A 26347-nucleotide genomic window follows, 5' to 3' on the forward strand; every position below is an offset into this window, starting at 1 on the left:
TGTGCTTTTGCCTGCCGCCCGCTTGTGGTAAAGTCTTTACGGGAGGGCTTTATCATGAAATTCGCAATCTTGGCAGGCTTAACGATCCTGCTTGTGGCGCCGGTGGTTCAGGCGGCCGAGCCGTCGGAACAAGAGTACAAAACCTGGCACGACAGCTTGGTGAACGCATGCGCCGGCAACAATGCTCCGCATACGGAGCATTTCGATGTCAACAATGACGGTTTGTCCGATACGGTCTGCTGGCGCAGTTTCATGACCACCGCCTATGGCGGCTATGTCGACCTCGTAGCCCAGGTGACCACTAAGGCCTACGGCGTGCAAACGGGCTACATCCTGCTGCCGGTCAATGCCGGAGAACAATATGCCGTGTGCGGTCCGGTCGACGGGCTGAAGGTCGAGCAGGGCAAATGGACCAAGGAAGCTTTCGACGATGTCGGCTGGGACTATATCGGTCCACTCAGCATCAACCTTAACGGCACGGACTGCGATCCGCCTGGCTGTTCTGGCCGGCCGATGCGCGCGGGCCGGAGGTCGACCTGATCTTCACGAGAATGTAGGTCTTAGTGCTGGTTTTCCGGCATGCGGACGATCAGACCGTCCAAAGCGTCGCTGACGATGATCTGGCACGACAGGCGCGAATTCGGCTGCAGTTCATTGGCGAAGTCGAGCATGGACTCTTCCATGACCGAAGCCTTGCCGGTCTTGTCGGTCCAGGCTTCGTCGACATAGACATGGCAGGTGGCGCAGGCGCAGGCGCCGCCGCAATCGGCATCGATGCCGGGAATGTTGTTCTTGACGGCGCCTTCCATGACGCTCTGGCCCGGCTTGACCTCCAGGGTGTGGGTGGCGCCGGAATGTTCGATATAGGTAATCTTGGCCATGGGCGTATCAAAAAATCCTTCGTTTCGTCCCATGGCGTCAAGCCCGAGCGACACGCTTATATAGGTAACGTGTGCCGTGAGGCGCACGAAAGAGAAGGGAAAATTTTCGACGGGCCGCCCCGAGAAAATTTTTTCAACATCGGGCCACGGAAAAGTACACTGAGGCAGAGCGCGTCAGCGCGGCGCCGAAGGACTTTTTCGTGAGTTACTTCGCCGGCATCATCTTCTTGATTTCAGCGATCGCCTTGGCCGGATTCAATCCCTTCGGGCAGACCTGCGCGCAGTTCATGATGGTGTGGCAGCGATAGAGTTTAAACGGATCTTCCAGCCCCTCCAACCTCTCCTTGGTCGATTCATCGCGCGAATCGGCCAACCAGCGATAGGATTGCAGCAAAGCCGCGGGTCCGAGATACTTGTCCTGGTTCCACCAGTAGCTGGGGCACGAGGTCGAGCAACAGGCGCACAGGATGCATTCGTAGAGACCGTCCAGCTTGTCGCGGTTCTTCGGCGATTGCAGGCGCTCGGTCGTCGGATCCGGCGTCTTGGTCTGCAGCCAGGGCTCGATCGAGGCATATTGGTTGTAGAAGCCCGTTAGATCAGGCACCAGGTCCTTGACCACCGGCATGTGCGGCAAGGGTGCGATGGTTATTTCGCCGGAAAACTCGTCATGGCCCTTGATGCAGGCCAGCGTATTGCGGCCGCCGATATTCATGGCGCACGAACCGCAGATGCCTTCACGGCACGAGCGGCGGAAGGACAGGGTCGAGTCGATATGGTTCTTGATGTGGATCAGGCTGTCGAGCAGCATCGGGCCGTGGTCGGCCGTGTCGACCTCATAGGTATCCCAGCGCGGGTTTTCGCCGCTGTCGGGATCGAAGCGGTAGATCTTGTAGGTGCGCGTCGTCTTGGTCCGCTTGGCGGCCTTGTAACGCTTGCCTTGCTTGATCTTCGAATCGCGGGGGAGGGTTAACTCGACCATCTCAGTACACTCTGGCTTTGGGGGCGATATAGGCGATATCGTTGGTCATGGTATAGGCGTGGACGGGCCGGTAATCGATATTGACCGTACCTTTGCCGAGATCGAGCCAGGCCAGGGTGTGCTTCATCCAGACGTCGTCATTGCGCGCCGAGAAATCCTCGCGGGCGTGGGCGCCGCGGCTTTCCTGGCGGTTCAGCGCCGAATCGACCGTGATCACGGCCTGGCTGATCAGGTTGTCGTATTCGAGGGCTTCGACCAGGTCGGTGTTCCAGATCATGCCGCGGTCCTTGATGCCGATATCTTTCGAAGCCGCGAAGATGTCGCTCAAGCGCTTGCTGCCCTGGGCCAGGGTTTCCCCCGTGCGGAAGACGGCGGCGTCTTCCTGCATGGCAGTCTGCATCTTCAGGCGCAAATCGGCGGTCGGCGTGGCGCCCGAGGCATTGCGGAAGCGGTCGAGGCGGTCGAGGTGCTTTTGCACGGCGCCGGCCGGCAGATCCTTGTGCGGCGAGTTCGGCTTGACCAGTTCCTTGGAGCGCAGGCCGGCGGCGCGGCCGAAGACGACCAGGTCGATCAGCGAGTTGGAACCCAGGCGGTTGGCGCCATGGACCGAAACGCAGGCCGCTTCGCCGACGGCCATCAGGCCCGGCACGATGGTGTCGGGATTGCCGCTCTTCAGCGTCAGGACTTCGCCGTGATAATTGGTCGGGATGCCGCCCATATTGTAGTGAACCGTCGGGATAACCGGGATCGGCTCCTTCGTTACGTCGACACCGGCGAAAATCTTGGCCGATTCCGAGATGCCCGGCAGGCGCTTGTGCAGGATTTCCGGCGGCAAGTGGTCGAGGTGCAGGAAGATGTGGTCCTTCTTGGGACCGACGCCGCGGCCTTCGCGGATTTCCATGGTCATCGAACGCGAAACGACGTCGCGCGAAGCCAGGTCCTTGGCGGACGGGGCGTAGCGTTCCATGAAACGTTCACCGGCCGAATTGGTCAGGTAGCCGCCTTCGCCGCGGGCGCCTTCGGTGATCAGGCAGCCCGAACCGTAGATGCCGGTCGGGTGGAACTGGACGAACTCCATGTCCTGGAGCGGCAGGCCGGCGCGTAGCACCATGGCGTTACCGTCGCCGGTGCACGTGTGGGCCGAGGTGGCCGAGAAATAGGCGCGGCCGTAACCGCCGGTCGCCAGAATGACAAGGTGGGCGCGGAAGACGTGGATGTCGCCATTGTCCAACTGCCAAGTGGTGACGCCGCGGCAGGTATCGCCATCCATGATCAGGTCGAGGGCGAAATGTTCGATAAAGAACTCGACATCGTTACGCAGGGATTGGCCGTACAGGGTGTGCAGCATGGCGTGGCCGGTGCGGTCGGCGGCGGCGCAGGTGCGTTGCACCGGGCCTTCGCCGAAATTCTTGGTCATGCCGCCGAACGGGCGCTGATAGATCTTTCCGTCCTCGGTACGCGAGAACGGGACGCCCCAGTGTTCGAGCTCGTAGACGGCTTCGGGGGCGTTGCGCACGAGATATTCGATAGCGTCCTGGTCGCCCAGCCAGTCCGACCCCTTCACGGTGTCGTACATGTGCCACTGCCACTTGTCCTCGCCCATATTGCCGAGCGAGGCGGCGACGCCACCCTGGGCCGCGACGGTGTGCGAGCGCGTCGGGAAGACCTTGGTGATGCAGGCGGTTTTCAGACCGGCCTGACCGCAGCCGAGTGCGGCGCGCAGGCCGGACCCGCCGGCGCCGACAACGACGACATCATAGTCGTGATGGATGATATTATAGGGTTTGGCCATGGTCTACGCCGCCTGATGGACGATCCAGAGCGCGCCGGCGGTCACCACGAAGGCGCCTGCGCTCAGGACAAAGGTAAGGAAAAGAAGAATGCCGCGGGTCGAGGGCTTGCCGATATAGTCGTCGATAATGACCTTCAGGCCCATATACATATGCCAGCAGGCGATCAGCATGGCAAAGGCGATAATGCCTGCGTTCAGCGGCACTTTGGCAAAGGCGATGGCGGCATCATAACCGCCGCCGACGATCTGGCAGGCGGCCCACATGGCCCACAGGGTCAGCGGGATCAGGACCAGCGATGTGCCGCGTTCGGCCAGCCATTCGCCGGCGCCGTGATGGGCGGACTTTTTCCACGCCTTGGCCGAGCGGTTAATATCGGTCTCGCTCATAGCTTCACTCCGCAGCACATAATCAGATAGGCCCAGAAGCCGATGGTCATGACAACGCCTAAAGCCATGGTCCAGAAGGCCAGGGCGTCGGCCTTTTTCGGCTCGAACGACGCGCCGGTATCCCAGATCAGGTGGCGCAAACCGCCGGTCAGGTGGACAAAGCCGGCGAGCGACAGGCCGAACCAGACCAGGAGACCCAGCGGCGATGCCGCATAGGTGACGAAGACGGTGTAGACGTCGCGGCCCAGTGCCAAACAGACCAGCCAGGCGGCGATCAGGATCAGGCCGGCGACCGAGGCCGAGCCGGTGACACGGTGCATGATCGAGCTGAACATGGTGATGTGCCAACGCCAGATCTGCAAATGGGGGGAAAGGGGTCGACGTGGCGTTTCGGACATGCGGTAAGCCTCTTGTACGGTAGCCGTGAGCATTACATTTGCGGGTCTTTTAGACCCTGAAACCGTGGTGTCAATCAAGCTGTGGCGTTTTTTGCCGTTGTGGCACCGCGGCGACACCGATCACAAGCTCTTGATAGCGGTTTTAGGCCAAAACTTGAACAACATCTTCTTGTTCACTCATGAGGTGAATGAAATCTTAAGACGCGTTTGCTTAGGTCATAGTTCCGCCTCCTCCGAACCTGTTTGTAGCGAGTAAGTTCCGTGTTGACTGCCCTGATTCTGTCCGCCGCTCTGATGAGCCAGGACATTGCCGACCCTCAAACACCTGCTCAAACCCCGCCCGTCCAAACGCCGCCCGTCACCGTCGATGCCTATCACGGCAATTACGAGGCACCGAAAAGCGGGCGCGAGATGAGCTACGACTCAGGCATCTGGTCGGCCTATAATGCCAAGGAAAGTCAGGTCGGCAATCTCGAGGGGTCTTGGGTGGTGGCGACGCCCGACGGCCGCAAGCTGGTAGGCCTGGAACTGCGTAGCACCAATCTGGTCAGCGGCCGCCTGGACGGCGCCTGGCGTTCGATGCTGGCGGGGTTCGGGGTCAATAATTCCGGCTTTGTCTCGGACATGACCCTGACCGGCCGCGATCTCGAAATCAACTATTTCGCCGGCAAGGCGCGATCGCCAACCATCCTGCAGCTGCACAAGGACAATGACGGCCAGTGGCGCGGCAATATGCTCGACACGACTGGCCACAAGACGGCGATCGTCATGAGCAATCTCCGCGCTGGAGGCTAGGCCACGCTGGTGACGCTGATGTCGCCCTTGCCGGCGCTCGCAGCCGGGGTGCGATTGTCCCTCACGGGCACCGGCACCGCCTTGCCGACGGCATTTTGGTTCGGCAGGTAGATCTTGAAGCTGGCGCCCTCATTGGGTTCGCTTTCCAGCGTGATCCAGCCTTCGTGCAACTCGACCATGGCCTTGACCAGGGCGAGACCCAGGCCCGGACCGCCGCGTTCACGACCGATATAGCGGTCGAAGATATGCGCCTGGACGTGATAGGGAATGCCACGGCCATTATAGGCGACTTCGAGCACCAGATTGTCGCCATCCTTGTGAGCCTTGAGCGTCACGGCGCCGCCGGCCTGAGCATTGCGGATGGCATTGCCGAGCAGGTGTTCCAGGCATTGCCCCAGGCGCCGGGCATCGGCATGGACCGTACCGGTTTCGACCACGCCTTCGTAGTCGAAACGCACGCCGCGTGCCTTGAAAGTATCGGCCAGGCGGGCGCCGACTTCGGCGACGATATCGAGCAGCCGGACATCGGCCAGGGATACCGACATCTCGCCAGCATCAATCTGCGCCATATCGAGCACGTCGTCGATCGAGCGCGCCAGTTCCTGGGCGGCCGACTGAATTGATTCGAGATAGGCGCGCTGTTTGGTGTCGACGCCGGTGTTTTGCGCGTGCAGCAGGTCGGCATAGCCGACAATGGTGGTGAGCGGCGTACGCAGCTCATAGCTGACATTGGCGACGAAATCGCGTTTCAGCCGCACCGATTCGTTGAGTGCTTCGTCGCGCGCCTCGATGGCCTTTTCCAGACCGCGGGTCGCCGTGATGTCGGAGAAGGCGACCAGGGTCGCGCCGTCCGGCAGGGGCTGGGTGCGCCATTGCGCCAGGCGGCCGTCGGAAATCTTGATCTCGCCCATTTGCGGCGCCCGGGCCAGCGGGTCGGTGTCGGTAACGCGCGCCTTCAGCTCCGACCAGAAGCCGCGGTCATGGACCAGGGGCAGGCACAGCTCGGCGACATTGGTGAAATCCATAACCGAGACCATGTCGTCGGCCGACAGGTTCCAGAAACGATCGAAGGCCAGGTTGCGCAGGCGCAGGCGGCCATCGCTGCCATAGACCGAGACGGCGTCGTTCAGTTGGTCCAGCGTCGACTTCTGCACCTGGATCAAGGAGTTGAACTGCGATTTCAGCTTGAGCTCGCCGGTCTTGTCGCTGAACAGGATCAGCAGGCCACCCAAGGGGTGCGGTTGCCGCACGACGCGCAAAGACCGGCCGTCGGGCAGGCTCCACATTTCGTCGTCGGCCGTGTGGGTCAGGCCGAAGAACTCGCTCTCGCGCGCCTTGAAGCCGCTATAATCGCTGGTTTCCGGCAGGCGGCGCTTTTGGCGCAGGCGATCCAGCCATTCGCCATGGGTCGGGCGTTCGGCCAGCCAGGCCGGCTCCAGCTCCCACAGTTTTTCGAATTCGCGATTATGGAAGGTCAGTTGGCGTTCCGGACCGAAGATAGCGACGGCGTCTTCGAGGGAATCGAGCGTCTCATCGTGGGCCTTGGCGTGGCGCTTGAGCGCTTCGCGGCTTTCCTCGGCCTCGGTGACGTCGATGGCATAGGCGCAGACATAGGCCTCGTTGAGCGGCTCGGCGATGACCTGGAAGGCGCGGCGTTGGCCGGAAATGGTCAGCCAGCGGAAACCTTCGCGGCGCGTCTTCTGCTCCATGGCCTCATGGACCAGGGTATCGGCATTTTTGTCGAGCGTCAGATTGGCCTTGATGGCCTGTTCCAGACTGGTCGCCTCGGCGGCCTTCAGCCAGGCGGCATTGGCCCACACCACGCGGCCGTCGCGGGCGCAGATCCAGCATGGCGCAGGCAGGTGTTCCGCCATCTGGGCGAACGGACCCGACGACAAGGATTGACGGGCGCCGGCAATGGCCAGACGAATCCAGGCGGTGGCGCCCGACGACTTGCCTTCGACGATCAGGGTCATGCCGACCGGCAGGGACGACATCAGACCGTGCTGGACTTCGGCGAAGACTTCGAAACGGCACGACTTGCCTTCGGAAATCAACGATTTCAAGCCGATGGCCGCTTCGGGCGAGGTTTCACCGAGCGCCGCGACAACCTGTGGCGCGCAATCGGCGACCTTGGCATTTTCCATGAGGGACTTCAGACCGAGGGCCTCGGCGCAGTGGCGCAGAGTTTCCTCGCCCCATACCAGGCGAACGACATCACCTTCGACAGCCAGGAAGGCTTCATCGAACGCCGACGTGGCAGCATCGAGCTCACTCAACATGGTGTCTTTGGTAAACAGTTCGGACTTGAAGCCATCGCGTGACTTGGCGAGACGTGTGCGTGTCCGCCACGCCAGATAGGTCACGGATGAAGCAAGGGCCATCGACCCCGCCGCTACCGTATAGGCTATCGATTCCATGGCCATTACGCGCCTACTTAGCCCCACTACGAATCAGTTAACGGTCCACTATAGTCTAACTTGATTCTGACACAAATCGAGGGCGAGTTTTGCAAGGCAATCGCTTGCAGGAAAATGTTCAATGTGGACGCCAATACCGCGCCTTTAAACCTGGCGCATTGAGCGCCCGCGCCACGTTTGGCGCGTAGCCAAGGCCACGGATGTGGCCGGCCGGCGCGTGAGGCCGAGCAAAAAAGTCCATTATACGCTGCCCAATTTGCGCGCTGCCAGATAGGAGTAGGCGACGCTGGCTGCGGCTGGAATTGCGACCGCGACGATGAGAACGCCAAGCCGCCAGGTGATCGGTACGACAAATGCGGCCAGGACGACGACAGCCCCGCACAGCATGAACAGCGGCCCGGCAAAGCGGTGCGTCTTGTCCCACACACGTTCGTCGGACAAGGTCCACGGCGTCCGCACCCCCATCAGCCAGTTCTTGCGTGTCTTGGGCAGGTAGTTGCCAATAATCATGAACAGGACGCCGACGGCGGACAATGTAACACGCGTCTCGTCGATCGCCAGGCCGGCGGCACGGAAGACCAGGATGGCGTGGGTGACCGTCAACACGCCCAAGGTCGCCAGGACCACCATGCCGTAGGCGCCGGCCGAACGTTCGATCGACGCGTTTTTCGGCATAATGGCCGGCAATAGCCACAGCAGTAGGATCAGCAAGCTCAGGCTGATGGCCGGCATCATGACCAGGGCGACGTCGCGCGGCTGATAGCCATTCGGTGTGCCGCCGATGCCGAAATGCACCGCCATCGGCGCGTTGGGCACGTGCTGATAACCCCACACACTGACCCCGACCATGATCAGCCACATGACGAAGCTGACGATCATCTCATTTTTCAGGTACATGTTTCATCTCCTTGGCTGGTGTCTCAGCGAGGCCGACCTTGAATGCGTTCATCAATGCAAAGATGGCGTCTTCGAGCACGGAGGTATTCAGCCGATAGATCAGACTGGTCCCCTGGCGCGTGACATCGACCAGGCCGGCGGCCTTGAGCACGGCAAAATGGCCGGACAGGGTCGGCTTGGAGACATGGACATGACCGCTGATCTCACCGGCGGTCATCTCGCGCTCTTTCAGCAGCTCGAGAATACGGCGGCGGGTCGGATCGGCCAGGGCTTTGTAGACTTCAGACATAGGTTTCGTTCATTTGTTATTTTGGCAAATAACGAAATAAAGAAATATTGTCAAGCGAGTTCACGGACTGTTTGCCAGATCGCGGTATTCAGGGTTATGGTGCCGCCGGATCAAAACATGAACATTGCCTACCCCATTGCCAATGACGCCCATGACGCGCTCGCCCGGATGAAAGCCGGTACGGCGGCGATCGCCACGCGTGAAAAGGAAGCCGAGACCTTGTCCGGTGCACGTGTGGCGTTCGTCACGCAATCGATCGGGCCGCTCTATGAAACCCAGGACGAAGCGCTGAAGGTCTATGGCGGCGTGCTGGGTGAGGGCTGTCGGCTGACGGCGCGGATCAAGGAACAGGCACGGCGCAAGACAAAGAGCATGACGCCGGAATTCAGGGACGGTGAACGCTGGCCGAAACGCACAGCACCGGTAGCCACCGTATGGCAGTTGTCGGTAAGTTACTGGAAGATCATTACCGACAGCCATGCCGCGACGACGTCGGAGAAGCTGACCGATCAGGCGCGGCACCTGCGCAAAACCGTCAAGGGCCAAACCCTGACGCCTGAAGAGTTGCTGGCCCTGAGCCAAAGCCCGCTGGTCGCCGCCAAACCGCAAAAGGCGCTCGATTTCGGGCTGTTCGATTTTATCCCGCCGGATAATCCGGGCATCGTCATCGCGGACGAATAAAAAAAGATACAAACTCCGTCGGCCTGAGCCGGCATGATGAGTCGAAAACCGTTAGCTCTTGAGCACACGCAGCGACGTGTACGATTGTACACGAGCAAGTGCGCGCAAAGAGATGACGTGTTTGCAGACCATCAGGGCGAGCTCAGGTTACTTTGGTGCGCGCTTGGCCAAAATGCGCTGAAGAGTCCGGCGATGCATATTCAAACGCCGCGCTGTCTCCGACACGTTCTGCCCACATAGGGCATAGACGCGTTGAATATGTTCCCAGCGCACGCGATCGGCCGACATCGGATTTTCCGGCGGCGGAGGCGCGTGATCCTCGACCACCAGCAAGGCCTTGACCACATCGTCGGCATCGGCCGGCTTCGACAGATAGTCGATGGCGCCCGACTTCACGGCCTGAACCGCTGTCGCGATATTGCCATAACCGGTCAGCATGATGGCCCGAGCATCGGGGCGCTTCTTGTGCAGGGCTTCGACCGCCTTGAGGCCGTTACCGTCTTCCAGGCGCATGTCCATGACCGCAAAGGCGGGCGGCGTTTTTTCGATGATGTCCAGAGCCTGATGAACGCCTTCCGCCATGGTGACGGTAAAGCCGCGCGCTTCCAGTGCCCGTGCCAGCCGGTTGCGGAAGGGGGCATCGTCGTCCATCAGCAAAAGCGACACATCAGTCAATGTCGCCATGCGCGCCGAAATCGCCGCCTTCAAGGTCTCCAGCGAAGCGCCGCCGTCCATCAATGCATCGTCCATAGCAAAATTCCTTAGGCAGATGTGTCCGCCACCCACAAAATATCCTCTTGGTCGCGCCGCCACAAGGCCCGGACATAGGCCCCGCCACTTTCGCGGTTGCCAAAGGTGACCATGGCGCCGGTATGTTCGCACAGTGTCTTGGCGATGAAAAAGCCAAGCCCCATACCGGAATAACTGCGTCCCTCGGCCGCCGGCGCGTCGTCGCCGAACACCCGCGAAGAGATATAGGGATCACCCAGGCGCGACAATATGTCCGGCGCGAAACCACTGCCATCGTCCTCGATCGTCAGGCTGACATAGGCTTTTGTCACGTCAAAGCGCACCCAGACGGTCGTACGGGCAAAATCGACGGCGTTTTCGACGAAGGCAGCCCAGGCATGCATCCATTCCGGCCGGCGGCGGATCATCAGCTCTTCGCCGTCATTCGGCGCGCCATCGATGTGGATGTCGACGATAATTGCCTTCTTGTCCTTGCGATAGGGAGCGACGATCGAGTCGAGAAAGGCCGGCAACGATACCTGGTCGAACAGAAGGTCGCGTGTTTCAGGCCGCGCCGACAAGGCTTTCAGTATCTCCCGGCAACGCTGACTTTGCGAGACCAGGAGCTCAGCGTCCTCATAGAGCGGATCGCCCGGTTTCATGCCGTGCAGCATTTCCTTGGCGACGACCTGGATGGTGCCCAGCGGCGTGCCCAGTTCATGCGCCGCGGCCGCGGCCAAACCGCCCAAGGCCGACAGGCGGTGTTCCTTTTCAAGCACGGCCTGGGTGGCCGACAGGGCCTGCTCCATACGCGCCGATTCGAGCGAGGCCTGCCAGGCATAGCCGGCGGTGAAGGCGATGCCGACCAGGATGGCGGCCAGGAAGCCGAAGCGATACATGGCCGGCAGGGTGAAGACCTCGTCTTCACGCCATGGCAGTTCGAACGACCAAAAAGCCAGCGCAATCGTCGCCGCCATCGACACCACGACGACGGCCAGGCCGTGCCGCGTCGGCAGGTTGGCCGCGGCGACGGTCGGCGGCGCGATCAACATCAGGCAGAAGGGATTATTCAGTCCGCCGGTCACCGCCAGCAGCAGGGCCAGTTGCAGGGCGTCGAACGACAATTGCAGGGCGGCTTCCCAGTCGCGCATGCGCTGGCTGGAGCGGCGGCCCATCGACAAGACAATGTTCAACCACAGACTGGCCATAACGATGCTGAGGCACAGCCACAGGCGGATATGGTAGGCGAAGACGAAAGCGACCATGAGGACCATGGCACTTTGACCGATAATGGCCAGCCAGCGCAGCAGGACCAGGGTACGCAAGCGCAGATGATCCTTTTCGCGCGTAAAGGCCGGCGCCATCCACGGGCCGTCGTCTGCGTCATCTGGTCCATTGAAAAAGGTCGTGAACCCTTTTAGGGTCGGCGGCGGCGACATGGTACAAACCTCAAGACAGGCCGAGACATAGATGACAAAATTCCGCCTGGCAATCATAGCGGCCGCCTTCACACTGCTGATCGGCGTGGCGGCCGCCAATTGGTACCTCAGCCTGCATCATTCGCCAAACGGCACAGTGTCGCAGTCGGAAACGACGTCCGATATTGGCGGCCCGTTCGCCCTGACTGACCAGGACGGCAAGCCGGTGACGGAGGCCATGTTGAAGGGTAAGTGGTCGGCGGTCTTTTTCGGCTATACCTATTGCCCGGACGTCTGCCCGCTAACCTTGCAGTCCCTGGCCCAAACGCGGAAACTGTTGGGCGACAAGGCCAAGAATCTGCAGATCGTCTTTATCACGGTCGATCCGGCGCGAGATACGCCGGCCAACCTGAAGGCCTATCTGGCCAGTGGCGGCTTCCCTCCCGGGGTGATCGGCCTGACCGGCACCCAAGCACAGATCGATCAGGTAACCGACGCCTATCATGTGCCGGTCGAAAAGGTCGTCAGCGGCGATACCGTCAGCTTCAATCACGGCGCGGTCATCTACCTGATGGACCCAAAGGGTAATTTCAACACGCCGATGTCGAAGGAAATGGCGCCGGACGCCAATGCCAAGCTGATCCGTGACGCCATGCGCGGCGGCTGACGTGGATGGCGACTACCTGGCGCAACTTGCGACAGACCGGCATCGTAAACACGATATTGTATCACTTTTTAATTTATGTGACCGTAAACATTTGGCAGGTTAACTGTGATAGTGTTAGCTACCAGACGGGCGCATTCCCGTAAGTGACTCTCATTTTCGGGATTAAGTGCGCAACCGAGTTGGTGCCCAAGACCAGTAGTATTGTGAGTTCAAACCCTGATGCTCTATTCGTTACACGAATACGCCTATTACACCGCAGCTCCTTTCCGGGCCATGGCTCAGATGGCGCGCGATTTTTGGGGATCGAAACTCAATCCCGCCTCCGACACCGCGCTCGGCCGCACGCTCTACGCCTCGGCAGAGCTATTCAGCAATGTCACCAAGCGTTACGGCAAGCCCGAATGGGGCATCGACGCGGTTGCCATCAACGGCCACGATGTCCGCGTCTCGGTCATCGAAGACTGGTCATCGCCGTGGTGCAGGCTGCTGCGTTTCCAGCGTGATGTCTCCGACCTGCGCCGCGCCGGCTTCAAAAAGCCTGCCCCGGCCGTTTTGATCGTCGCACCGCTGTCCGGCCACTACGCCACCTTGTTGCGCGGCACGGTCCAGGAATTTTTGATCGATCACGATGTCTATATCACCGATTGGGTTAATGCCCGCAACGTACCGGTGCTGGAAGGCCGCTTCGATTTCTACGCCTATATGGACCATATCCGCGCCATGCTGACCGCCATCGGGTCGCGTTGCCACGTGGTCGCCGTATGCCAGCCGGGTCCGCCGGTCTTGGCTGCCGCCTGTTTGATGAGCGAAGACAACGACCCCTGCCGCCCGGCCTCCATGACCTTCATGGGCTCGCCGATCGATGCGCGCTTCAATCCTACCGTGACGAACCACCTGGCCAACGAAAAGCCATTCACCTGGTTCAAGTCGAATATGATCCACACGGTGCCGCCGCCCTATCCGGGTCTCGGCCGCCGCGTCTATCCCGGTTTCGTCCAGCTCTACAGCTTTATGAGCATGAACGAAGAGCGCCACACCGACGCCCATTGGGACTATTACAACTCGTTGGTCGAAAGCGACGGCGACACGACGCAAAAGCACCTGGAATTCTACGACGAGTATCTGTCCGTGCTCGACCTGACCGAGGAATTCTACCTTCAGACCATCGACCTGGTGTTCCAGAAGTTCGCCCTGCCCAAGGGCGAGCTGGTCCACAACGGCCGCAAGGTCGATTGCGCGTCGATCAACGATATCGCCCTGATGACCGTCGAAGGCGAAAAGGACGACATTTCCGGCGTCGGCCAAACCCAGGCCGCCCACAAGATGTGTCCCAATATCCCGGACGACAAGAAGGAACTCTACGTCCAGAAGGGCGCCGGCCATTACGGCGTCTTCAACGGCCGCCGTTTCCGCGAAGAGATCTATCCCCGCATCCGCGACTTCATCGCCAAAAATGACGGCGCTTCTTAAGAGCCTGTTCAAGAGCGATCCGGCCTACACACCGGGTCAGGTGCTCGATTTCGGCGCCTATGTCCTGCGCCTGAAGGTCAATGCCCGCGCCCGGCGCATTTCGTTGCGTATCGACAACAAGACTGGCGAGGCCGTCGTCACGGCGCCGCGCGTCAAGCATCTGAAAGACGCCGTCGACTTCGCCCGCACCCGCCACGATTGGATCATCGAAAAGCGCGCCGGCCAGGCCGCGCCTGAGGCTTTCGCGCCCGGCCAGATTCTGATGATAAAGGGCCACGCGGTGACCCTGGCGGAAAAGGGCGGTGTGATTTCGGCGCGGCCGGAGCAACAGGACGACGGTTCCTGGCAGCTGATCAGCAGCGGCGACGGCAAGACCTATGCCCGCCGCATCGAGCGTTATCTGCGTCAGCAGGCCCTGAAGACCCTGCAGGTCGAGACCGACCGCTATGCCGGCATGCTGGGGGTGACCGGAGTCAAGATCTCGCTATTCGACGCCAAGGGCCGGTGGGGATCCTGCACGCCGACGCGCAAGACCATCCGCTATAGCTGGCGCATCATCCTGGCGCCGGTGGCCGTGTTGAACTATCTGGTGGCGCATGAGGTGTCGCACCTCAAACACCCGGATCACAGTCCGCGTTTCTGGGCCGAGGTGACGGGTCTGTACGGTCCGTACAAACCGGCAAGAGATTGGCTGAAGAAGCGCGGGCAAGAGCTTTTCAAGTATCAGTAAGACGAGGGGCCTCGGGCCCCTCGACCCCATCACCACACGTACAGAAGGTCCACCGATGAGTTACGGGGTGCAGGGGGCTGCGCCCCCTGCCCTTCGACCTTACTGATGACTTTCCTGAGCCTGCGAGAATAGGTCATCCAGGCTTTGCGGATCGTCCTTTTTCTTGTCCTTCGGCTCTTCCGGATTGGGGATCGGCTGCATGGTAACCACCGGCGGCAGACCATTGTCGGTCGTGACCGGTGTCGCCACCTGGGAAGCCGCCACAGCATCGGCCTGAGTACCGAGCAAGTCCTTCAGCGCGTCTTCGGCGACGGGCGTCAGGGCGCCGCCGGCCGGGCCTTCGGGGATCGCACTAACCTGGATGCGTTTCAGTGCGCTGGTCATATAGGTCTTCCAGATCGCGGCCGGCGTCATGCCGCCGGTCACCTTGGCCATTTGCGAATTGTCGTCGCGGCCGACCCAGACGATGGTGACAAACCCGCCGGTATAGCCGTCGAACCAGGCGTCGCGGTAATCGCTGGTCGTGCCGGTCTTGCCGGCCAGGTCGTAACCCGGGATCAGGGCGCCGCCACCGGTGCCGCGGGTCATGACGCCACGCAGCATCTGGTTCATTTCCTGCAGCGGCGGGTTGTTGATGACGCGGATGCGGCCGCCGTCCTCGCCGGGTTCGCGGTATTGGAAGACGACCTTACCTGAGGCCGTCCGTATGCGGACGATGCCGTGGGCCGTGGCCTTATAGCCGCCGTTGGAGAACGGGATATAGGCCTGGGCCATTTCCAGCGGTGTCACTTCGGCGGTGCCCAGGGCCATGGCCGGGTCGGTATTGATCTTCGACTGGATGCCGAGACGCTTGGCGGTGCGGGCGACATTGTCGCGGCCGACATCGTTGGCCAGGCGTGCCGCCACGGTATTGACGGATTCGGCAAGGGCATATTGCAGGTCGATCAGGCCGAGATACTTCTTGGTGTAGTTTTCCGGCGACCAGCCATTGATCGTATAGGGCTCGTCGACGACCGGCGTGGTCGGCTGATAGCCGGCTTCCATGGCGGTCAGATAGATGAAGGGCTTGAACGACGAACCCGGCTGACGGAAGGCATTGGTAGCGCGGTTGAACTGGCTATCGGCATAGGAGACGCCGCCGATCATGGCGCGGATACGGCCTTCGCCATCGACTGAAACGACGGCCGCCTGCTGGACGCCCTTCTTGACGTCGCGCGCCATGATGGTCTGAACGGCGCGTTCGGCATCCGTCTGGATCGGCAGGTCGAGCGTGGTTTCAACGATCAGGTCTTCGGTGTTTTTCGGATCGACCAGGCCACGCACCTGGCTATCCAGCCAGTCGATGAAATACTGGGCGTGAGCCGAGGCCAGGGTTTTCGACACATTGATCGGCTGCTTCAGGGCTTCCTGACGCTGGGCCTCGGTGATGACCTTGGCATCGACCATTTCCTTGAGCACGACACCGGCACGGGCGCCGGCGCGTTGCTGGTCGGACAGCGGCGAATAGGAGGACGGCCCCTTCATCATGCCGGCCAGCATGGCGGCCTCGCCGATGGTCAGGTCCTTGGCGGGCTTGTTGAAATAGCGCGTCGAGGCGGCTTCGATACCGTAGGCGCCGGCGCCGAAATAGACGCGATTAAGATAAAGCGCCAGGATCTGCTTTTTGGTGAACTTATGCTCCAGCCACACGGCCAGCATCAGCTCCTGAACCTTGCGCTTCATGTTCTGATTGGCCGACAGGAACAGGTTCCGCGCCAATTGCTGGGTGATGGTCGAGCCGCCGGCCAGGTTGGAGCCCTTGTGCCGCGTGACGTTGCGCATCAGGGCGCGGGTGATGCCGACAGGGTCGAAACCGGGGTGAGTGAAGAACCGGCGATCCTCGATGGCGACGAAGGCCAGCGGCACATAGTCGGGCAGGCTGTCGATATCGACGGGAGCGCCGACCTGGGTGCCGCGCACGGCGATCAGGGCGCCGGAACGGTCGAGATAGGTGATGGCGGGCTGCTTATTGGGGTGATCCAGGGCCGATGTATCGGGCAGGTCGATCGTCATGACGCCGATAAAGGCAACCGCGAAAATGGCGCCCCAGATGATGACGATGGTGCTCCAATAGATCAGGGCCTGTAGGGGCGAACGCTTGCCCTGCCTCTTCCCCCCCGCAGAGGACATGTCCTTAGCCATACGAAAATCCTTACTGAGCCGGTCCTTTCCGGACCGACAGATAGCGCCCTGCCGCCGTTATAGCCAAACTTGTCGCGGCTGTCGCGTGAAACATCGTTAAGGCGGACCGTCCGGCACGCTCAACTGACCAGTTCTTTTTGGCTAAATTAAGGGTTAACCCTTGGCGTGGCGGACAAACCATCCTAGCTTGCGGGCATGTCCGATGCGTCCCTTCTCGACCGCTCCACCACCGATTCCAACATGCAGGCCGCGGTCCAGGCCCTGCAAAACGTCTTCGGCTATGAAGCTTTTCGCGGCCAGCAGGCCAGCGTCATCACCTCCATCATGGCGGGCAAGGATACCCTGGCCGTGTTGCCGACCGGCGGCGGCAAGAGTTTGTGCTACCAGATCCCGGCCATCGTCCGGCCCGGCATCGGCGTCGTCATCTCACCCTTGATCGCCCTGATGAGCGACCAGGTCCTGGCCTTGAAGGCGCGCGGCGTGCGTGCCGAACGCCTCGATTCCTCGCAATCCATGGACGCGCGCAGCCTGATCTGGGACGACGCACGCAACGGCGACCTCGACCTGCTCTATCTATCGCCCGAAGCCTTGATGCAGCCCTTCGTGCTTGACCGCCTGGTCAAGCTCAAACCCAACCTGATCGCCATCGACGAGGCGCACTGCATCAGTCAATGGGGCCACGATTTCCGCCCGGAATATCGCGCGCTGGGGCAATTGAAGGCACTCCTGCCGGACGTGCCGACCCTGGCCCTGACTGCCACGGCCGACGCCCACACCCGCGCCGACATCAAGGTCGCGCTCAACATTCCCGATGCGGTGGAAATCGTCGCCGGCTTCGATCGCCCGAACCTGTCGCTGCGGTTCGTTCGCCGCAAGGGCTCGGCGCTCAAGCACATCACCGAAATGCTGGCGCGGCTGAAAGGCGCCTCGGGCATCATCTATTGCGGGTCACGCGACGGCACCGAAAAACTGGCGCAAAACCTGGCGGCGGAAGGCTTTTCCACCCTTGCCTACCACGCCGGCCTGTCCGCCCAGGTGCGCGAAGACCGGCTGAAGGCCTTCATGGCGGGCAAGGCCAAGATCATGGTCGCCACCATTGCGTTCGGCATGGGCATCAACAAGGCTGACGTCCGCTTCGTCATCCATGCCGATCCGCCGTCCAGCACCGAAGCCTATTGGCAGGAAGTCGGCCGCGCCGGCCGTGACGGCAAACCGGCTTCTGGCGTTGTGTTCTACGCCTCGGGCGATCTCGGCTGGGCCATCCGCCGTTCGGGTCTGCGCGAAGCCGAGGGTTCGGGCGACCAATCCTTCCAAAAGCAGAAGGCACGCGACTTTTTCCAGATGGTGCTGGGTCATGAATGCCGCAAAGCCGCGCTGAGGCGTTATTTCGGTGAAGACGCCACAGAGGCGTGCCGGACCTGCGACAACTGCCTGTTGCGCGGCAAGGTGGTCGACGCCACGGAAGCGGCGCAGATGCTGATGTCGGCGCTCTACCGCATGAACGGGCCGCGCGGCCGCAAGAAGCTGATCGACCACGTCCTGGGTAAGTCGTCCGGTCCGGATTACACGACGCGCATGAAAACATTCGGTATCGCCAAAGGGCACTACGACGCCCACCTGCTGACCCACGCCCTGGACCAGTGCGAGGCCCACGGCATCATTGAGGAAGAGCTCTACGACAACAAGATGCCGATCGTGGGGTTAAAGGACGCCGACAAGCTCAAAGCCCTGTTCAGGGGCGAGCTCAGGTTCGAAGCCAAGATATAGCCCTTCCACCGCCGGTCTCCGATAATGCGAGAAGGGCATTCGGAGTAGCCATGCCCATTTTTGAATCGAACCAGCACTCCGAAACTCAGGCTTCACGCTTTTTACCGATCATCAGGACCAGCGCCGCCAGGATGCCGAACAGGAAGTTCGAAGAGAATATCTCCATAAGATGCATCTTGCGCACATCCCAGGGCATGAAGCTGTTCGGTAGCAACAAGACCAGAGCCATCAGCACGGCGAAAGCGAGGCCGGTCATGAGGGCGCGGAACATGACACTGCCCTTCAGGCTTTTGACGATCAGGAGAGCGACGCCCGCCCAGATGGCGCCGCGCAACACCTGCAACAATGCCAGTTGGCCCCGGTCGATATGCATGCCTTGCTCGTAATAGGCGCGCACCGCGGCGCCCTGCCAGGCGATTAGAGCTCCAGCGCCGAAATAGAAGACGATATAGATCGGAATAATGACCGGCAATTTCCACGCCAGTCCGCCCAAAGTCTCCGCCGGCTCCACGGTTTTTGCCGACCATAGTAGGGCGCAGACCACGGCAACGATCGCCGCCTTGACGAGATTGCCGATCGCCAAACCGGTCAAGAGCGAAGGCGACAGATGCATGTAACTGTTGAAATACCAGGCTTCGATCTGCGACAGACCGGTTTCCAATACATACAGGATAACGAACAGGGCCGCCGCCTTGCCCCAGGTCGCCCAGCGCATATTGGCCGCCAGCAGCGCCAGAACGACGGCAAAAGCGGCCGCGATAAGCGGCCTGGCCATAACGGTCGTGATCGGTCCATCGTTCACATTTGGGGGAATGGGTCCACGTGCGACCGCCAGGATGACCATACCGCTGACTATCTGCCCCAACATGAGAGCGACAAAGACGGCAACCGTTTTGGCCGTGAAGACAAGTCCGCTTTTCATTGTGTTCCCTCTTCTGAGTTATGGTTCGGATTGTGCAAGTTGCTTCCACGCATCGAGCGCCCATTCCGCCGATGCTTCGGTCGTTCTCAGACCGTGTTCCACTGCCAACCGGCTTTGCATTGGCATATGGTTCCAAAGGTCGCTCGACATAAATGCCTTCAAACCGGTCACGCGCGCCTTGGCGGCCATGGCGAAGGATTTGAGAAAATCGAGAGACACCTGTTTGTCGGGATGGTCGTGCAGGAAGGCAAACCGCAGTAATGCCATATGAACCGGTTCATCTTCCGCCATCGGTTTGAGCAGCCATTCGTTAAAAGCCTGCCGGCCAGCTGTCGTGATGACGTAGGGGGCCTTGTCACCGCCCGCGATCAGCGAGGCCTTCACCAAAACCTTGAGCGCAGGGTAGATGCTGCCGGGGCTGCTGGAATAGTTACCCATGGGCGTCGTTTCGAACACCTTACGCAGGGCATAACCCGTGCGCGGTTCGTCGCGTATCAATCCCAGCAAGGCATAATTCAGTGGTGTCATGGTACGTCTCGTATTAATTTCTTACATAGTACGACACGTACGAAAATGCAAGACTTAGATTGAAATGGGCCCCTGCATGGCCGTCAGCATGGCGTCGGCATAGGGCCACAGGGTCAGGAGGCCGATGGCAGCCGCACCAACGGCACAAATTAAAACAGCGCCGGCGGCGATGTCCTTGGCGCGCTTGACCGCCATATTGTACTCGGGCGAAACGACGTCGCAGACATATTCGACGGCGGTATTGAAGCACTCCGCTACCCAAACCATAACGATAGCCACAATGAGCCAGCGCCAATCTTCGGGGCGGACCTGGAGGAAGGCGGCCGTCAGGATGACAAGGACGGTCGCCACCAAATGCAGCCACGCATTATGTTGGCTCTTCAACATGAAGACGATACCCTCGAAGGCATAGCCGAAGCTTTTTAAGCGGGCCAGCGGGCTGAACCCCGGTTTGGCGTCGTCAGACATAGAGAGCCTCTCTTTGCAATTTGTCACCAAGCCGCGCCAGGCTGGGGCTGACGGCGCCGATATCGCCGAAGCGAAAACAGGCGGTCGCCAATTCCGGCTCAATCGCCGGCACACCGACGCGCGGCACCATGACATAGCGAAAGTCGATATGCCAATGATCGGGCTCTCCCTTGCGCGCGTTCGCCGGCACCGGCAACAGATCGATATCGTAGGGGACGGCAAAATCCTTATGCCAGGCGTGCAGGTCGCAGGTCAGGCCGGTTTCTTCGCGTGCTTCGCGCAAGGCGGCGGTCAACGGATCTTCGCCAGGGTCGATGTGACCGCCAGGCTGCAACCAAGACTGCAAGTGTGGATGCCAGATGGTCAGCATCGCGTCACCTTGCAGGATGATGACACTGGCCGTCACGTGGGCCGGCACGGTGGCGCGTTGCGTGATGTCGCCTTGCGTTTCGGCCAGCATGACCTGGATGCGGTCGATTGTGCCGCGCTCATCGGGAAATCGTACGGCATAGGTCTTCAGTGTTTCGGAAATCATGGCGCCGTCGGATCGGGAATCGTTGTGAAAGTCGAACACCCAACCTAGCAGTCCATCCTCCCCGGTCAATCACGGCGCGCCGTTGATGTAATCGCGGCCCGGAAATTCCTGCGACGGGCGAATTCGGCGCCAATTCGGTACGCTGGCGTCACGTTAAGAGACTTAATTGCCACCCTTTCGCCATATTTCACCGAGCGTTGTTTTTGAATTTGAGTTTTCTGCTATAGTTCGCGCCCAAAGCCGAGTCCACCCAGGATCAAGGGGCGAAGATCATGCGTTTGAAAATCATGGCCGTAGCGGCCTGCGCACTGTTTACCATTACATCCGCCGCTCTCGCCGATACCCATATCGGCTGGTATGTCGCCGCCGATGTCGGCGGCCACCAGCGTTCGACCCAGCGGTTGACCGTCACCGACGTGGCGATCGAAAGCTCGTCGTCATCGTCGTCGGAATCGTCCAGCTCCAGTTCGTCCAATTCCGGCAGCGCTCCCCTGTCGTCGCCGGCTCAGCATGCCGTGACCTCGCCGGACGACTATACCGGCCCCTATAATCTGAAAACACGCAACGACACGGCGGTATTCGTCCGCGGTGGCTATCGCTTCACGCCCAACTGGCGCGCGGAGCTCGAACTGGGCCAACGCGCCGGCAAGATCAATTCCAGCATCGCCAGCGGCGCCTATACCGATGAAGGCGCCCGCGGTTCGCTGGATGTCGACACCGCCATGGTCAATGTCATCTACGACATCGCCCCGGCCGCCAAGCTGCATCCGTTCCTGGGTGTCGGCGCCGGCGCCGTGCGCGTCAAGACCAACTATAACGGCACGGTGACGCCGACTGGTGAAGCCTATGTCACCCAGTCCTACGCCATCCACAGCAGCAAGACTGTCTCCGGCATACAAGGGATTGCCGGCCTGACCTGGGCGGCATCGGACCGGTTGAATGTCGACCTGACCTATCGCTACCTCCAAGTATCCAAGGTCAGTTACGATGTCATGGTCGATCGCAAATATTATGACGATTTCGACAATGAAGAAGCGCCCCGGGTACCGACCACGGCCCGCGTCGTCCGGGCCCCCAATGCCGAGGTCGTGCAAACCGGCGAGGTCATCGAACGTGACCGCATGTCCGGCCGTTTCAACGATCAGTCTCTGAGCATTGGCCTGCGCTGGACCTTCGGTCCGGAGTCCGCGCCGCCGCCGCCCGAAGCGCCTGTCTATGAAGCCGCGCCGCCGCCGCCGCCGCCCGCACAACCGGCAACGACGCCGTTGCCGCCAGCATCGCCGATCAGCGTCGAAAGACGCGACTTCATCGTCTATTTCGAGTTCGACAAGGCGTCGATTACGGATGACGGTCTGGCCGTCGTCCAGGCCGCCAGCGACTATACCAACGCCGCTAAATTCACGCAGGTGGCCGTTGTCGGACATGCGGACACCTCCGGCTCGGCCGCCTACAATATCAGCCTGTCCCGCAAGCGCGCTCAAATGGTCAGGGACGCCCTTGTGAGGGACGGTGTGTCGGCAGGCATCATCACGACCGACTGGAAGGGTGAAAGCCAACCGGCCGTCATGACCGGTGATGGCGTCAAGGAACCGCTGAACCGTCGTGTGGAGATCGATGTAGAGTAAGTCGCGGGGTCGCGGACCCCGCACCCCATAACTGTTCAGGATAGACTTTCTATCCAGCCAAATGAAAAGGGCGCCCAAACGGGTGCCCTTTTCATTTGGCTATATGGGAAGGTTACCCGAAACAACTTACGGGGTGTGGGGGCTGTGCCCCCACGACCTTACCCTTCACTCCGCCGGTTCGACAACCGCCACGACGCTGCGTTTACCGAAGACCTTCCACAGCACGAAGGCGATGGCCAGCATGCCGACGAAAATCGCAAACAGCAGCTGATTGAACCAGACCATGGTGATCAGGCACCCCACCGACAAGATCAGCGCAATGGCCGGCACGATCGGATAGCCCGGCGCCATGAAGCTGCGTTCCAGACCGGGCTCGCTGACCCTTAGTTTGAACAAGGCCGCCATCGAGATGATATAAAGGACGATGGCGCCGAACACCGAGATCGTCACGATGTTGGCGGTCAGGCCCAACCCGCCCAGCTTGATCAGATTGTCAGAGAAGATGGCGGCAATCCCAACCACGCCACCGGCCAGGATGGCCCAATGCGGAGTGGCGAACTTCGGGTGCACCCTGGCCAGGAACTCCGGCATATAGCCCGCCCGGCCGAGCGCGAAGATCTGACGCGAATAGCCGACGATGATACCGTGAAACGATGCAATGAGACCGAACAGACCGATCCACACCAGCATATGCAGCCAACCCGAGCCATCCCCCACGACAATCTTCATGGCTTGCGGCAGAGGGTCGTTGACAGCGGCCAGTTTGCTCCAGTCGCCGACACCGCCGGTGAAAATCATGGCGCCGAAGGCCAGGAACAGAAGCGTCAATATGCCGCCGATATAGGCGATCGGCACGACCTTCTTGGGGTTCTTGGTTTCTTCGGCGGCCATGGCAGCGCCCTCGATGGCGAGGAAGAACCAGATAGCGAAGGGGATGGCGGCGAAGATCCCGCCGACCGCGCCCATCGTGAAGTGCGAGGAGCCGGCCCAACCATTGACCGTAAAGCGGTCCATCGAGAAGCCTGGCGCCACGACGCCCATGAAGATCAGCAATTCACCAATGGCCAGAATCGTCACGAACAACTCGAACGTAGCGGCGATCGTGACGCCAACAATATTCAGCGCCATAAAGACGATATAGGCGCCCACCGCGGCCAATTTCGGGTCGAGACCCGGGAACTGCACATTGAGATAGGCGCCGATGGCCAGGGCGATGGCCGGCGGCGCGAAGACGAACTCGATCAGGGTCGCGAAACCGCCGATAAAGCCGCCGACAGGCCCAAAAGCCCGCAGGGCATAGGCAAACGGGCCGCCGGCGTGCGGGATGGCCGTGGTTAGCTCGGTATAGGAGAAGATGAAGGTGGTATACATGACGGCCACCAAGACCGTGGTGACCAGAAAACCGAGCGTGCCGGCCAGGCCCCAGCCGAAATTCCAGCCGAAATATTCGCCGGATATAACCAATCCGACCGCTATCCCCCATAGGTGCAGCCCCGATAGCTGCTTTTTTAGTCCTGTCTCAGTCATGGGATATCCCCTTCTACACACAAAACAGCCGGGTTATTCCGGCCCAGGTAACGCTGCTGCCGCCRCATTTTCCTTCAGACCGACCCCGGTCAGACCCAGGCGGCACGCCTCACGGATCAACCAGACGATCTTGTCCCCCGCGGCTTCGTAAGACAGGCCGTCGAGATGAATGTTAGAAACGCAGTTACGTTCTGAATCCATGCGCCCGACCCTGGGCGCATAGGTGACATAGGCCCCAAGGCTGTCGGGTGCGGACAGGCCAGGGCGCTCGCCGATCAGGATGACGACGACCCGGGCGCCCAGTGCTTCGCCGACCCCATCTGCCAGGGCGACACGCGCCTGTTCGGCCAGGACGACCGGCGCCACGGTGAAGCCGCCCAGGCGATTGAGGCAGGCCTGCAAAGCCTTCTCGGCATGATGTTCGATGGCAGCGGCCGACAGGCCGTCAGCGATGACGAAGGCGACATCATAACGGCCGCTCAGTTGGCCGAGGCTGTCGGGATGGACCTGCCGGCCCAAATCCGGGCGGGCGAGATATTGCGTCCGGCCTTCGCACAGGGAACGTACGCGCACCGTCTCCAAAGGCGCTAGCCGCGCCGCCATCGCCGCGAAATCGACCGCGCCGTGGACGGCGTCGCGAGCGCGGGCATGCGCGAGTTGCAGGTCGAGATTGGCGGCGGTGGGGATACCGTCGCCGCAGCGGCCGAGCCCAATCCTTGCGCGTGTGGAATTGCGAAAACGTGCGAAAGGATCAAGCTCGACGATGGTCATGGCACAACTCCATAATCGAGCAGACGCCGCGCATAGGGCGCCGCGTTCCCCGCCGGCGCCAATCGCCCGGCACTGTCCAGCATGCCCATGCGTTTCAGCCAGGCTTCGAACTCGGGCGCGGGCGGCTTGTTGAACATGTGCCTGAGGCTGACGATGTCGTGGTAGGACAGGCTTTGGTAATTCAGCATGACATCGTCGGCGCCGGGCACTGCGATCAGGAAGTTGCAGCCGGCCGTGGTCAGCAAGACCATCAGATTGTCCATGTCGTCCTGGTCGGCTTCGGCATGATTGGTGTAACAAACGTCGACGCCCATCGGCACGCCCAGCAACTTGCCGCAGAAATGATCTTCCAGGCCGGCCCGAATGATCTGTTTGGCGTCGTAAAGATATTCCGGACCGATGAAACCCACGACGGTATTGACGATCAAAGGCTTCAACTCACGGCAGACGGCATAGGCGCGGACCTCGACGGTTTGCTGGTCGACGCCATGATGGGCGCCGGCGGACAGCGCACTGCCCTGCCCCGTTTCGAGATAGACACAATTGTCGCCGACTGTGCCGCGCTTCAGCGACAAGGCTGCCTCTCGGCCTTCACGCAGAAGCGCCATATTGACGCCGAAACCGTCATTGGCGGCCTGGGTGCCGGCCACCGATTGGAATACCAAGTCGAGCGGCGCCCCGCGCTCGATCGCCTGGATGGAGTTGGTGATGTGGGTGAGGACGCAGGATTGCGTCGGAATATCGAAGCGCTGGCGCAGGCGATCAAGCAGGTCGAGGAGCGTGATACAGGCGTCGACATTGTCCGTAGCCGGATTAATGCCGATCACGGCGTCGCCTATGCCGAATAGCAGGCCGTCCAGGGTAGATCCGGCAATGCCCAAGGGGTCGTCAGTCGGGTGGTTGGGCTGCAGGCGGCTGGCCAGCCGGCCCGGCAGGCCCAATGTATTGCGGAAGGCCGTCACGACCTGAATCTTGGCGCCGACCGAGATCAGATCGTGGTTGCGCATGATTTTGGACACCGCCGCCACCATTTCAGGCGTCAGGCCCGGCGCCACGGCGGCCAGTTTTTCCGTCGTCGCTTCATAGGACAACAGCCATTCGCGAAACTGGCCGACCGTCATATGGCTGACGGGCGTGAAGGCCTCGGCATTGTGGGTGTCGATGATCAGCCGTGTGACCTCGTCGTCTTCGTAAGGAACGACAAGGTCTTCGAGGAAGGTTTTTAGCGGAATATCGGCGAGGACATATCGCGCTGCAACAGAGCGTTCATTGGTATCCGCGGCGAGGCCTGCCAATCGGTCTCCAGACCTTATGGGGCTTGCACATGCGAGCACGGCTTTCAGATCGATGAAAGTGTGTTTCTCTCCGGAAAGAACCACAGAATATTGTGCCATGCAGCATAGTTATGTATAATAAATACGATTTGGCAAGTCCATAAATAGGACTTTGAGGAAGTCGTGGGGCCGCGGGCCCCACACCCCGACCCCACG

The 26347-nt window shown here is 60.8% G+C and carries 26 protein-coding genes; 8 read left to right on the plus strand and 18 right to left on the minus strand.

Going from position 1 to position 26347, the window contains the following annotated elements; genetic code table 11:
* Positions 1-54 precede the first annotated feature (54 nt).
* On the plus strand, positions 55-540 hold the full coding sequence (locus tag AC1DX3_RS07175; RefSeq protein ID WP_476988569.1) for a hypothetical protein: 486 nt from the start codon (positions 55-57) through the stop codon (positions 538-540).
* A 20-nt stretch (positions 541-560) separates the two neighbouring features.
* Here AC1DX3_RS07175 and AC1DX3_RS07180 read toward each other — a convergent pair whose 3' ends face one another.
* From AC1DX3_RS07180 to sdhC, 5 genes are all read right to left on the minus strand, one after another.
* Positions 561-881, minus strand: a complete 321-nt coding sequence (locus AC1DX3_RS07180; protein WP_476988570.1) for a 2Fe-2S iron-sulfur cluster-binding protein — start codon at positions 879-881, stop codon at positions 561-563.
* A gap of 205 nt (positions 882-1086) precedes the next feature.
* Positions 1087-1860 carry a succinate dehydrogenase iron-sulfur subunit gene (locus AC1DX3_RS07185; protein ID WP_476988571.1) on the minus strand — a complete coding sequence of 258 codons (774 nt, stop codon included), beginning with the start codon at positions 1858-1860 and terminating at the stop codon, positions 1087-1089.
* A 1-nt stretch (position 1861) separates the two neighbouring features.
* Complete coding sequence (gene sdhA / locus AC1DX3_RS07190) at positions 1862-3652, minus strand: succinate dehydrogenase flavoprotein subunit (protein ID WP_476988572.1); 1791 nt, start codon at positions 3650-3652, stop codon at positions 1862-1864.
* Between the two features lie 3 nt (positions 3653-3655).
* Positions 3656-4039 carry a succinate dehydrogenase, hydrophobic membrane anchor protein gene (sdhD, locus tag AC1DX3_RS07195; protein WP_476988573.1) on the minus strand — a complete coding sequence of 128 codons (384 nt, stop codon included), beginning with the start codon at positions 4037-4039 and terminating at the stop codon, positions 3656-3658.
* Positions 4036-4437, minus strand: coding sequence for a succinate dehydrogenase, cytochrome b556 subunit (gene sdhC / locus AC1DX3_RS07200; protein ID WP_476988574.1), 402 nt, complete (start codon positions 4435-4437; stop codon positions 4036-4038). The genes sdhD and sdhC overlap by 4 nt, the downstream gene beginning before the upstream one ends.
* Positions 4438-4698: 261 nt before the next feature.
* Between sdhC and AC1DX3_RS07205 the strand changes: the two genes are divergently transcribed.
* A complete protein-coding gene (locus AC1DX3_RS07205; RefSeq protein WP_476988575.1) occupies positions 4699-5232 on the plus strand; it encodes a hypothetical protein in 534 nt (177 codons plus the stop codon).
* On the opposite strand, the gene AC1DX3_RS07210 is transcribed toward AC1DX3_RS07205, so the two are convergent.
* The 3 genes from AC1DX3_RS07210 to AC1DX3_RS07220 form a co-directional block, all read right to left on the minus strand.
* Positions 5229-7652: a PAS domain-containing sensor histidine kinase gene (locus tag AC1DX3_RS07210; RefSeq protein WP_476988576.1), complete on the minus strand. Its 2424-nt coding sequence runs from the start codon at positions 7650-7652 to the stop codon at positions 5229-5231. The genes AC1DX3_RS07205 and AC1DX3_RS07210 overlap by 4 nt on opposite strands.
* A gap of 240 nt (positions 7653-7892) precedes the next feature.
* On the minus strand, positions 7893-8549 hold the full coding sequence (locus tag AC1DX3_RS07215; protein WP_476988577.1) for an SdpI family protein: 657 nt from the start codon (positions 8547-8549) through the stop codon (positions 7893-7895).
* Entirely contained in the window at positions 8533-8838 is a 306-nt protein-coding gene (locus AC1DX3_RS07220) for an autorepressor SdpR family transcription factor (protein WP_476988578.1), read from the minus strand. Before AC1DX3_RS07220 ends, AC1DX3_RS07215 begins: the two co-directional genes overlap by 17 nt.
* A 117-nt stretch (positions 8839-8955) precedes the next feature.
* Here AC1DX3_RS07220 and AC1DX3_RS07225 point away from each other — a divergent pair, with 117 nt between their 5' ends.
* The gene (locus AC1DX3_RS07225; RefSeq protein ID WP_476988579.1) at positions 8956-9519 is read left to right on the plus strand and encodes a hypothetical protein; all 564 of its coding nucleotides are present in this window, start codon (positions 8956-8958) and stop codon (positions 9517-9519) included.
* 147 nt (positions 9520-9666) lie between these two features.
* Here AC1DX3_RS07225 and AC1DX3_RS07230 read toward each other — a convergent pair whose 3' ends face one another.
* Together AC1DX3_RS07230 and AC1DX3_RS07235 are read right to left on the minus strand one after the other, a co-directional pair.
* Positions 9667-10254, minus strand: coding sequence for an ActR/PrrA/RegA family redox response regulator transcription factor (locus tag AC1DX3_RS07230; protein ID WP_476988955.1), 588 nt, complete (start codon positions 10252-10254; stop codon positions 9667-9669).
* Positions 10255-10280: 26 nt separating this feature from the next.
* A complete protein-coding gene (locus AC1DX3_RS07235) occupies positions 10281-11744 on the minus strand; it encodes an ActS/PrrB/RegB family redox-sensitive histidine kinase (RefSeq protein ID WP_476988580.1) in 1464 nt (487 codons plus the stop codon).
* Here AC1DX3_RS07235 and AC1DX3_RS07240 point away from each other — a divergent pair.
* From AC1DX3_RS07240 to AC1DX3_RS07250, 3 genes are all read left to right on the plus strand, one after another.
* Positions 11719-12333, plus strand: a complete 615-nt coding sequence (locus AC1DX3_RS07240) for an SCO family protein (RefSeq protein WP_476988581.1) — start codon at positions 11719-11721, stop codon at positions 12331-12333. The two genes, AC1DX3_RS07235 and AC1DX3_RS07240, sit on opposite strands and share 26 nt — an antisense overlap.
* A gap of 219 nt (positions 12334-12552) precedes the next feature.
* Complete coding sequence (locus AC1DX3_RS07245; protein WP_476988582.1) at positions 12553-13803, plus strand: polyhydroxyalkanoate depolymerase; 1251 nt, start codon at positions 12553-12555, stop codon at positions 13801-13803.
* Positions 13787-14533, plus strand: a complete 747-nt coding sequence (locus AC1DX3_RS07250; RefSeq protein ID WP_476988583.1) for a M48 family metallopeptidase — start codon at positions 13787-13789, stop codon at positions 14531-14533. The genes AC1DX3_RS07245 and AC1DX3_RS07250 overlap by 17 nt, the downstream gene beginning before the upstream one ends.
* A 99-nt stretch (positions 14534-14632) precedes the next feature.
* Here AC1DX3_RS07250 and AC1DX3_RS07255 read toward each other — a convergent pair whose 3' ends face one another.
* A complete protein-coding gene (locus AC1DX3_RS07255) occupies positions 14633-16714 on the minus strand; it encodes a transglycosylase domain-containing protein (RefSeq protein ID WP_476988584.1) in 2082 nt (693 codons plus the stop codon).
* Between the two features lie 195 nt (positions 16715-16909).
* Here AC1DX3_RS07255 and AC1DX3_RS07260 point away from each other — a divergent pair, with 195 nt between their 5' ends.
* Positions 16910-18481, plus strand: coding sequence for a RecQ family ATP-dependent DNA helicase (locus tag AC1DX3_RS07260; protein WP_476988585.1), 1572 nt, complete (start codon positions 16910-16912; stop codon positions 18479-18481).
* Between the two features lie 85 nt (positions 18482-18566).
* Here the strand turns inward: AC1DX3_RS07260 and AC1DX3_RS07265 are convergent, their stop codons facing one another.
* The 4 genes from AC1DX3_RS07265 to AC1DX3_RS07280 are packed head-to-tail and all read right to left on the minus strand — an operon-like array spanning position 18567 to position 20934.
* Positions 18567-19403 carry a hypothetical protein gene (locus AC1DX3_RS07265; protein WP_476988586.1) on the minus strand — a complete coding sequence of 279 codons (837 nt, stop codon included), beginning with the start codon at positions 19401-19403 and terminating at the stop codon, positions 18567-18569.
* A gap of 18 nt (positions 19404-19421) precedes the next feature.
* Positions 19422-19931: a PadR family transcriptional regulator gene (locus tag AC1DX3_RS07270; protein WP_476988587.1), complete on the minus strand. Its 510-nt coding sequence runs from the start codon at positions 19929-19931 to the stop codon at positions 19422-19424.
* Between the two features lie 54 nt (positions 19932-19985).
* Positions 19986-20399: a diacylglycerol kinase family protein gene (locus AC1DX3_RS07275; protein WP_476988588.1), complete on the minus strand. Its 414-nt coding sequence runs from the start codon at positions 20397-20399 to the stop codon at positions 19986-19988.
* Positions 20392-20934: an NUDIX hydrolase gene (locus AC1DX3_RS07280; protein ID WP_476988589.1), complete on the minus strand. Its 543-nt coding sequence runs from the start codon at positions 20932-20934 to the stop codon at positions 20392-20394. The genes AC1DX3_RS07275 and AC1DX3_RS07280 overlap by 8 nt, the downstream gene beginning before the upstream one ends.
* Before the next feature lie 272 nt (positions 20935-21206).
* Here AC1DX3_RS07280 and AC1DX3_RS07285 point away from each other — a divergent pair, with 272 nt between their 5' ends.
* Positions 21207-22559 carry an OmpA family protein gene (locus AC1DX3_RS07285; protein WP_476988590.1) on the plus strand — a complete coding sequence of 451 codons (1353 nt, stop codon included), beginning with the start codon at positions 21207-21209 and terminating at the stop codon, positions 22557-22559.
* A 165-nt stretch (positions 22560-22724) separates the two neighbouring features.
* Here AC1DX3_RS07285 and eat read toward each other — a convergent pair whose 3' ends face one another.
* From eat to AC1DX3_RS07300, 3 genes are read right to left on the minus strand one after another with little or no spacing between them, the layout of a single operon-like run.
* The gene (eat, locus tag AC1DX3_RS07290; protein WP_476988591.1) at positions 22725-24086 is read right to left on the minus strand and encodes an ethanolamine permease; all 1362 of its coding nucleotides are present in this window, start codon (positions 24084-24086) and stop codon (positions 22725-22727) included.
* A gap of 33 nt (positions 24087-24119) precedes the next feature.
* The gene (eutC, locus tag AC1DX3_RS07295) at positions 24120-24857 is read right to left on the minus strand and encodes an ethanolamine ammonia-lyase subunit EutC (protein WP_476988592.1); all 738 of its coding nucleotides are present in this window, start codon (positions 24855-24857) and stop codon (positions 24120-24122) included.
* Entirely contained in the window at positions 24854-26251 is a 1398-nt protein-coding gene (locus AC1DX3_RS07300; protein WP_476988593.1) for an ethanolamine ammonia-lyase subunit EutB, read from the minus strand. Before AC1DX3_RS07300 ends, eutC begins: the two co-directional genes overlap by 4 nt.
* Between the last annotated feature and the right edge of the window lie 96 nt (positions 26252-26347).

Source organism: Asticcacaulis sp. P2_B1 (genome assembly GCF_056404915.1).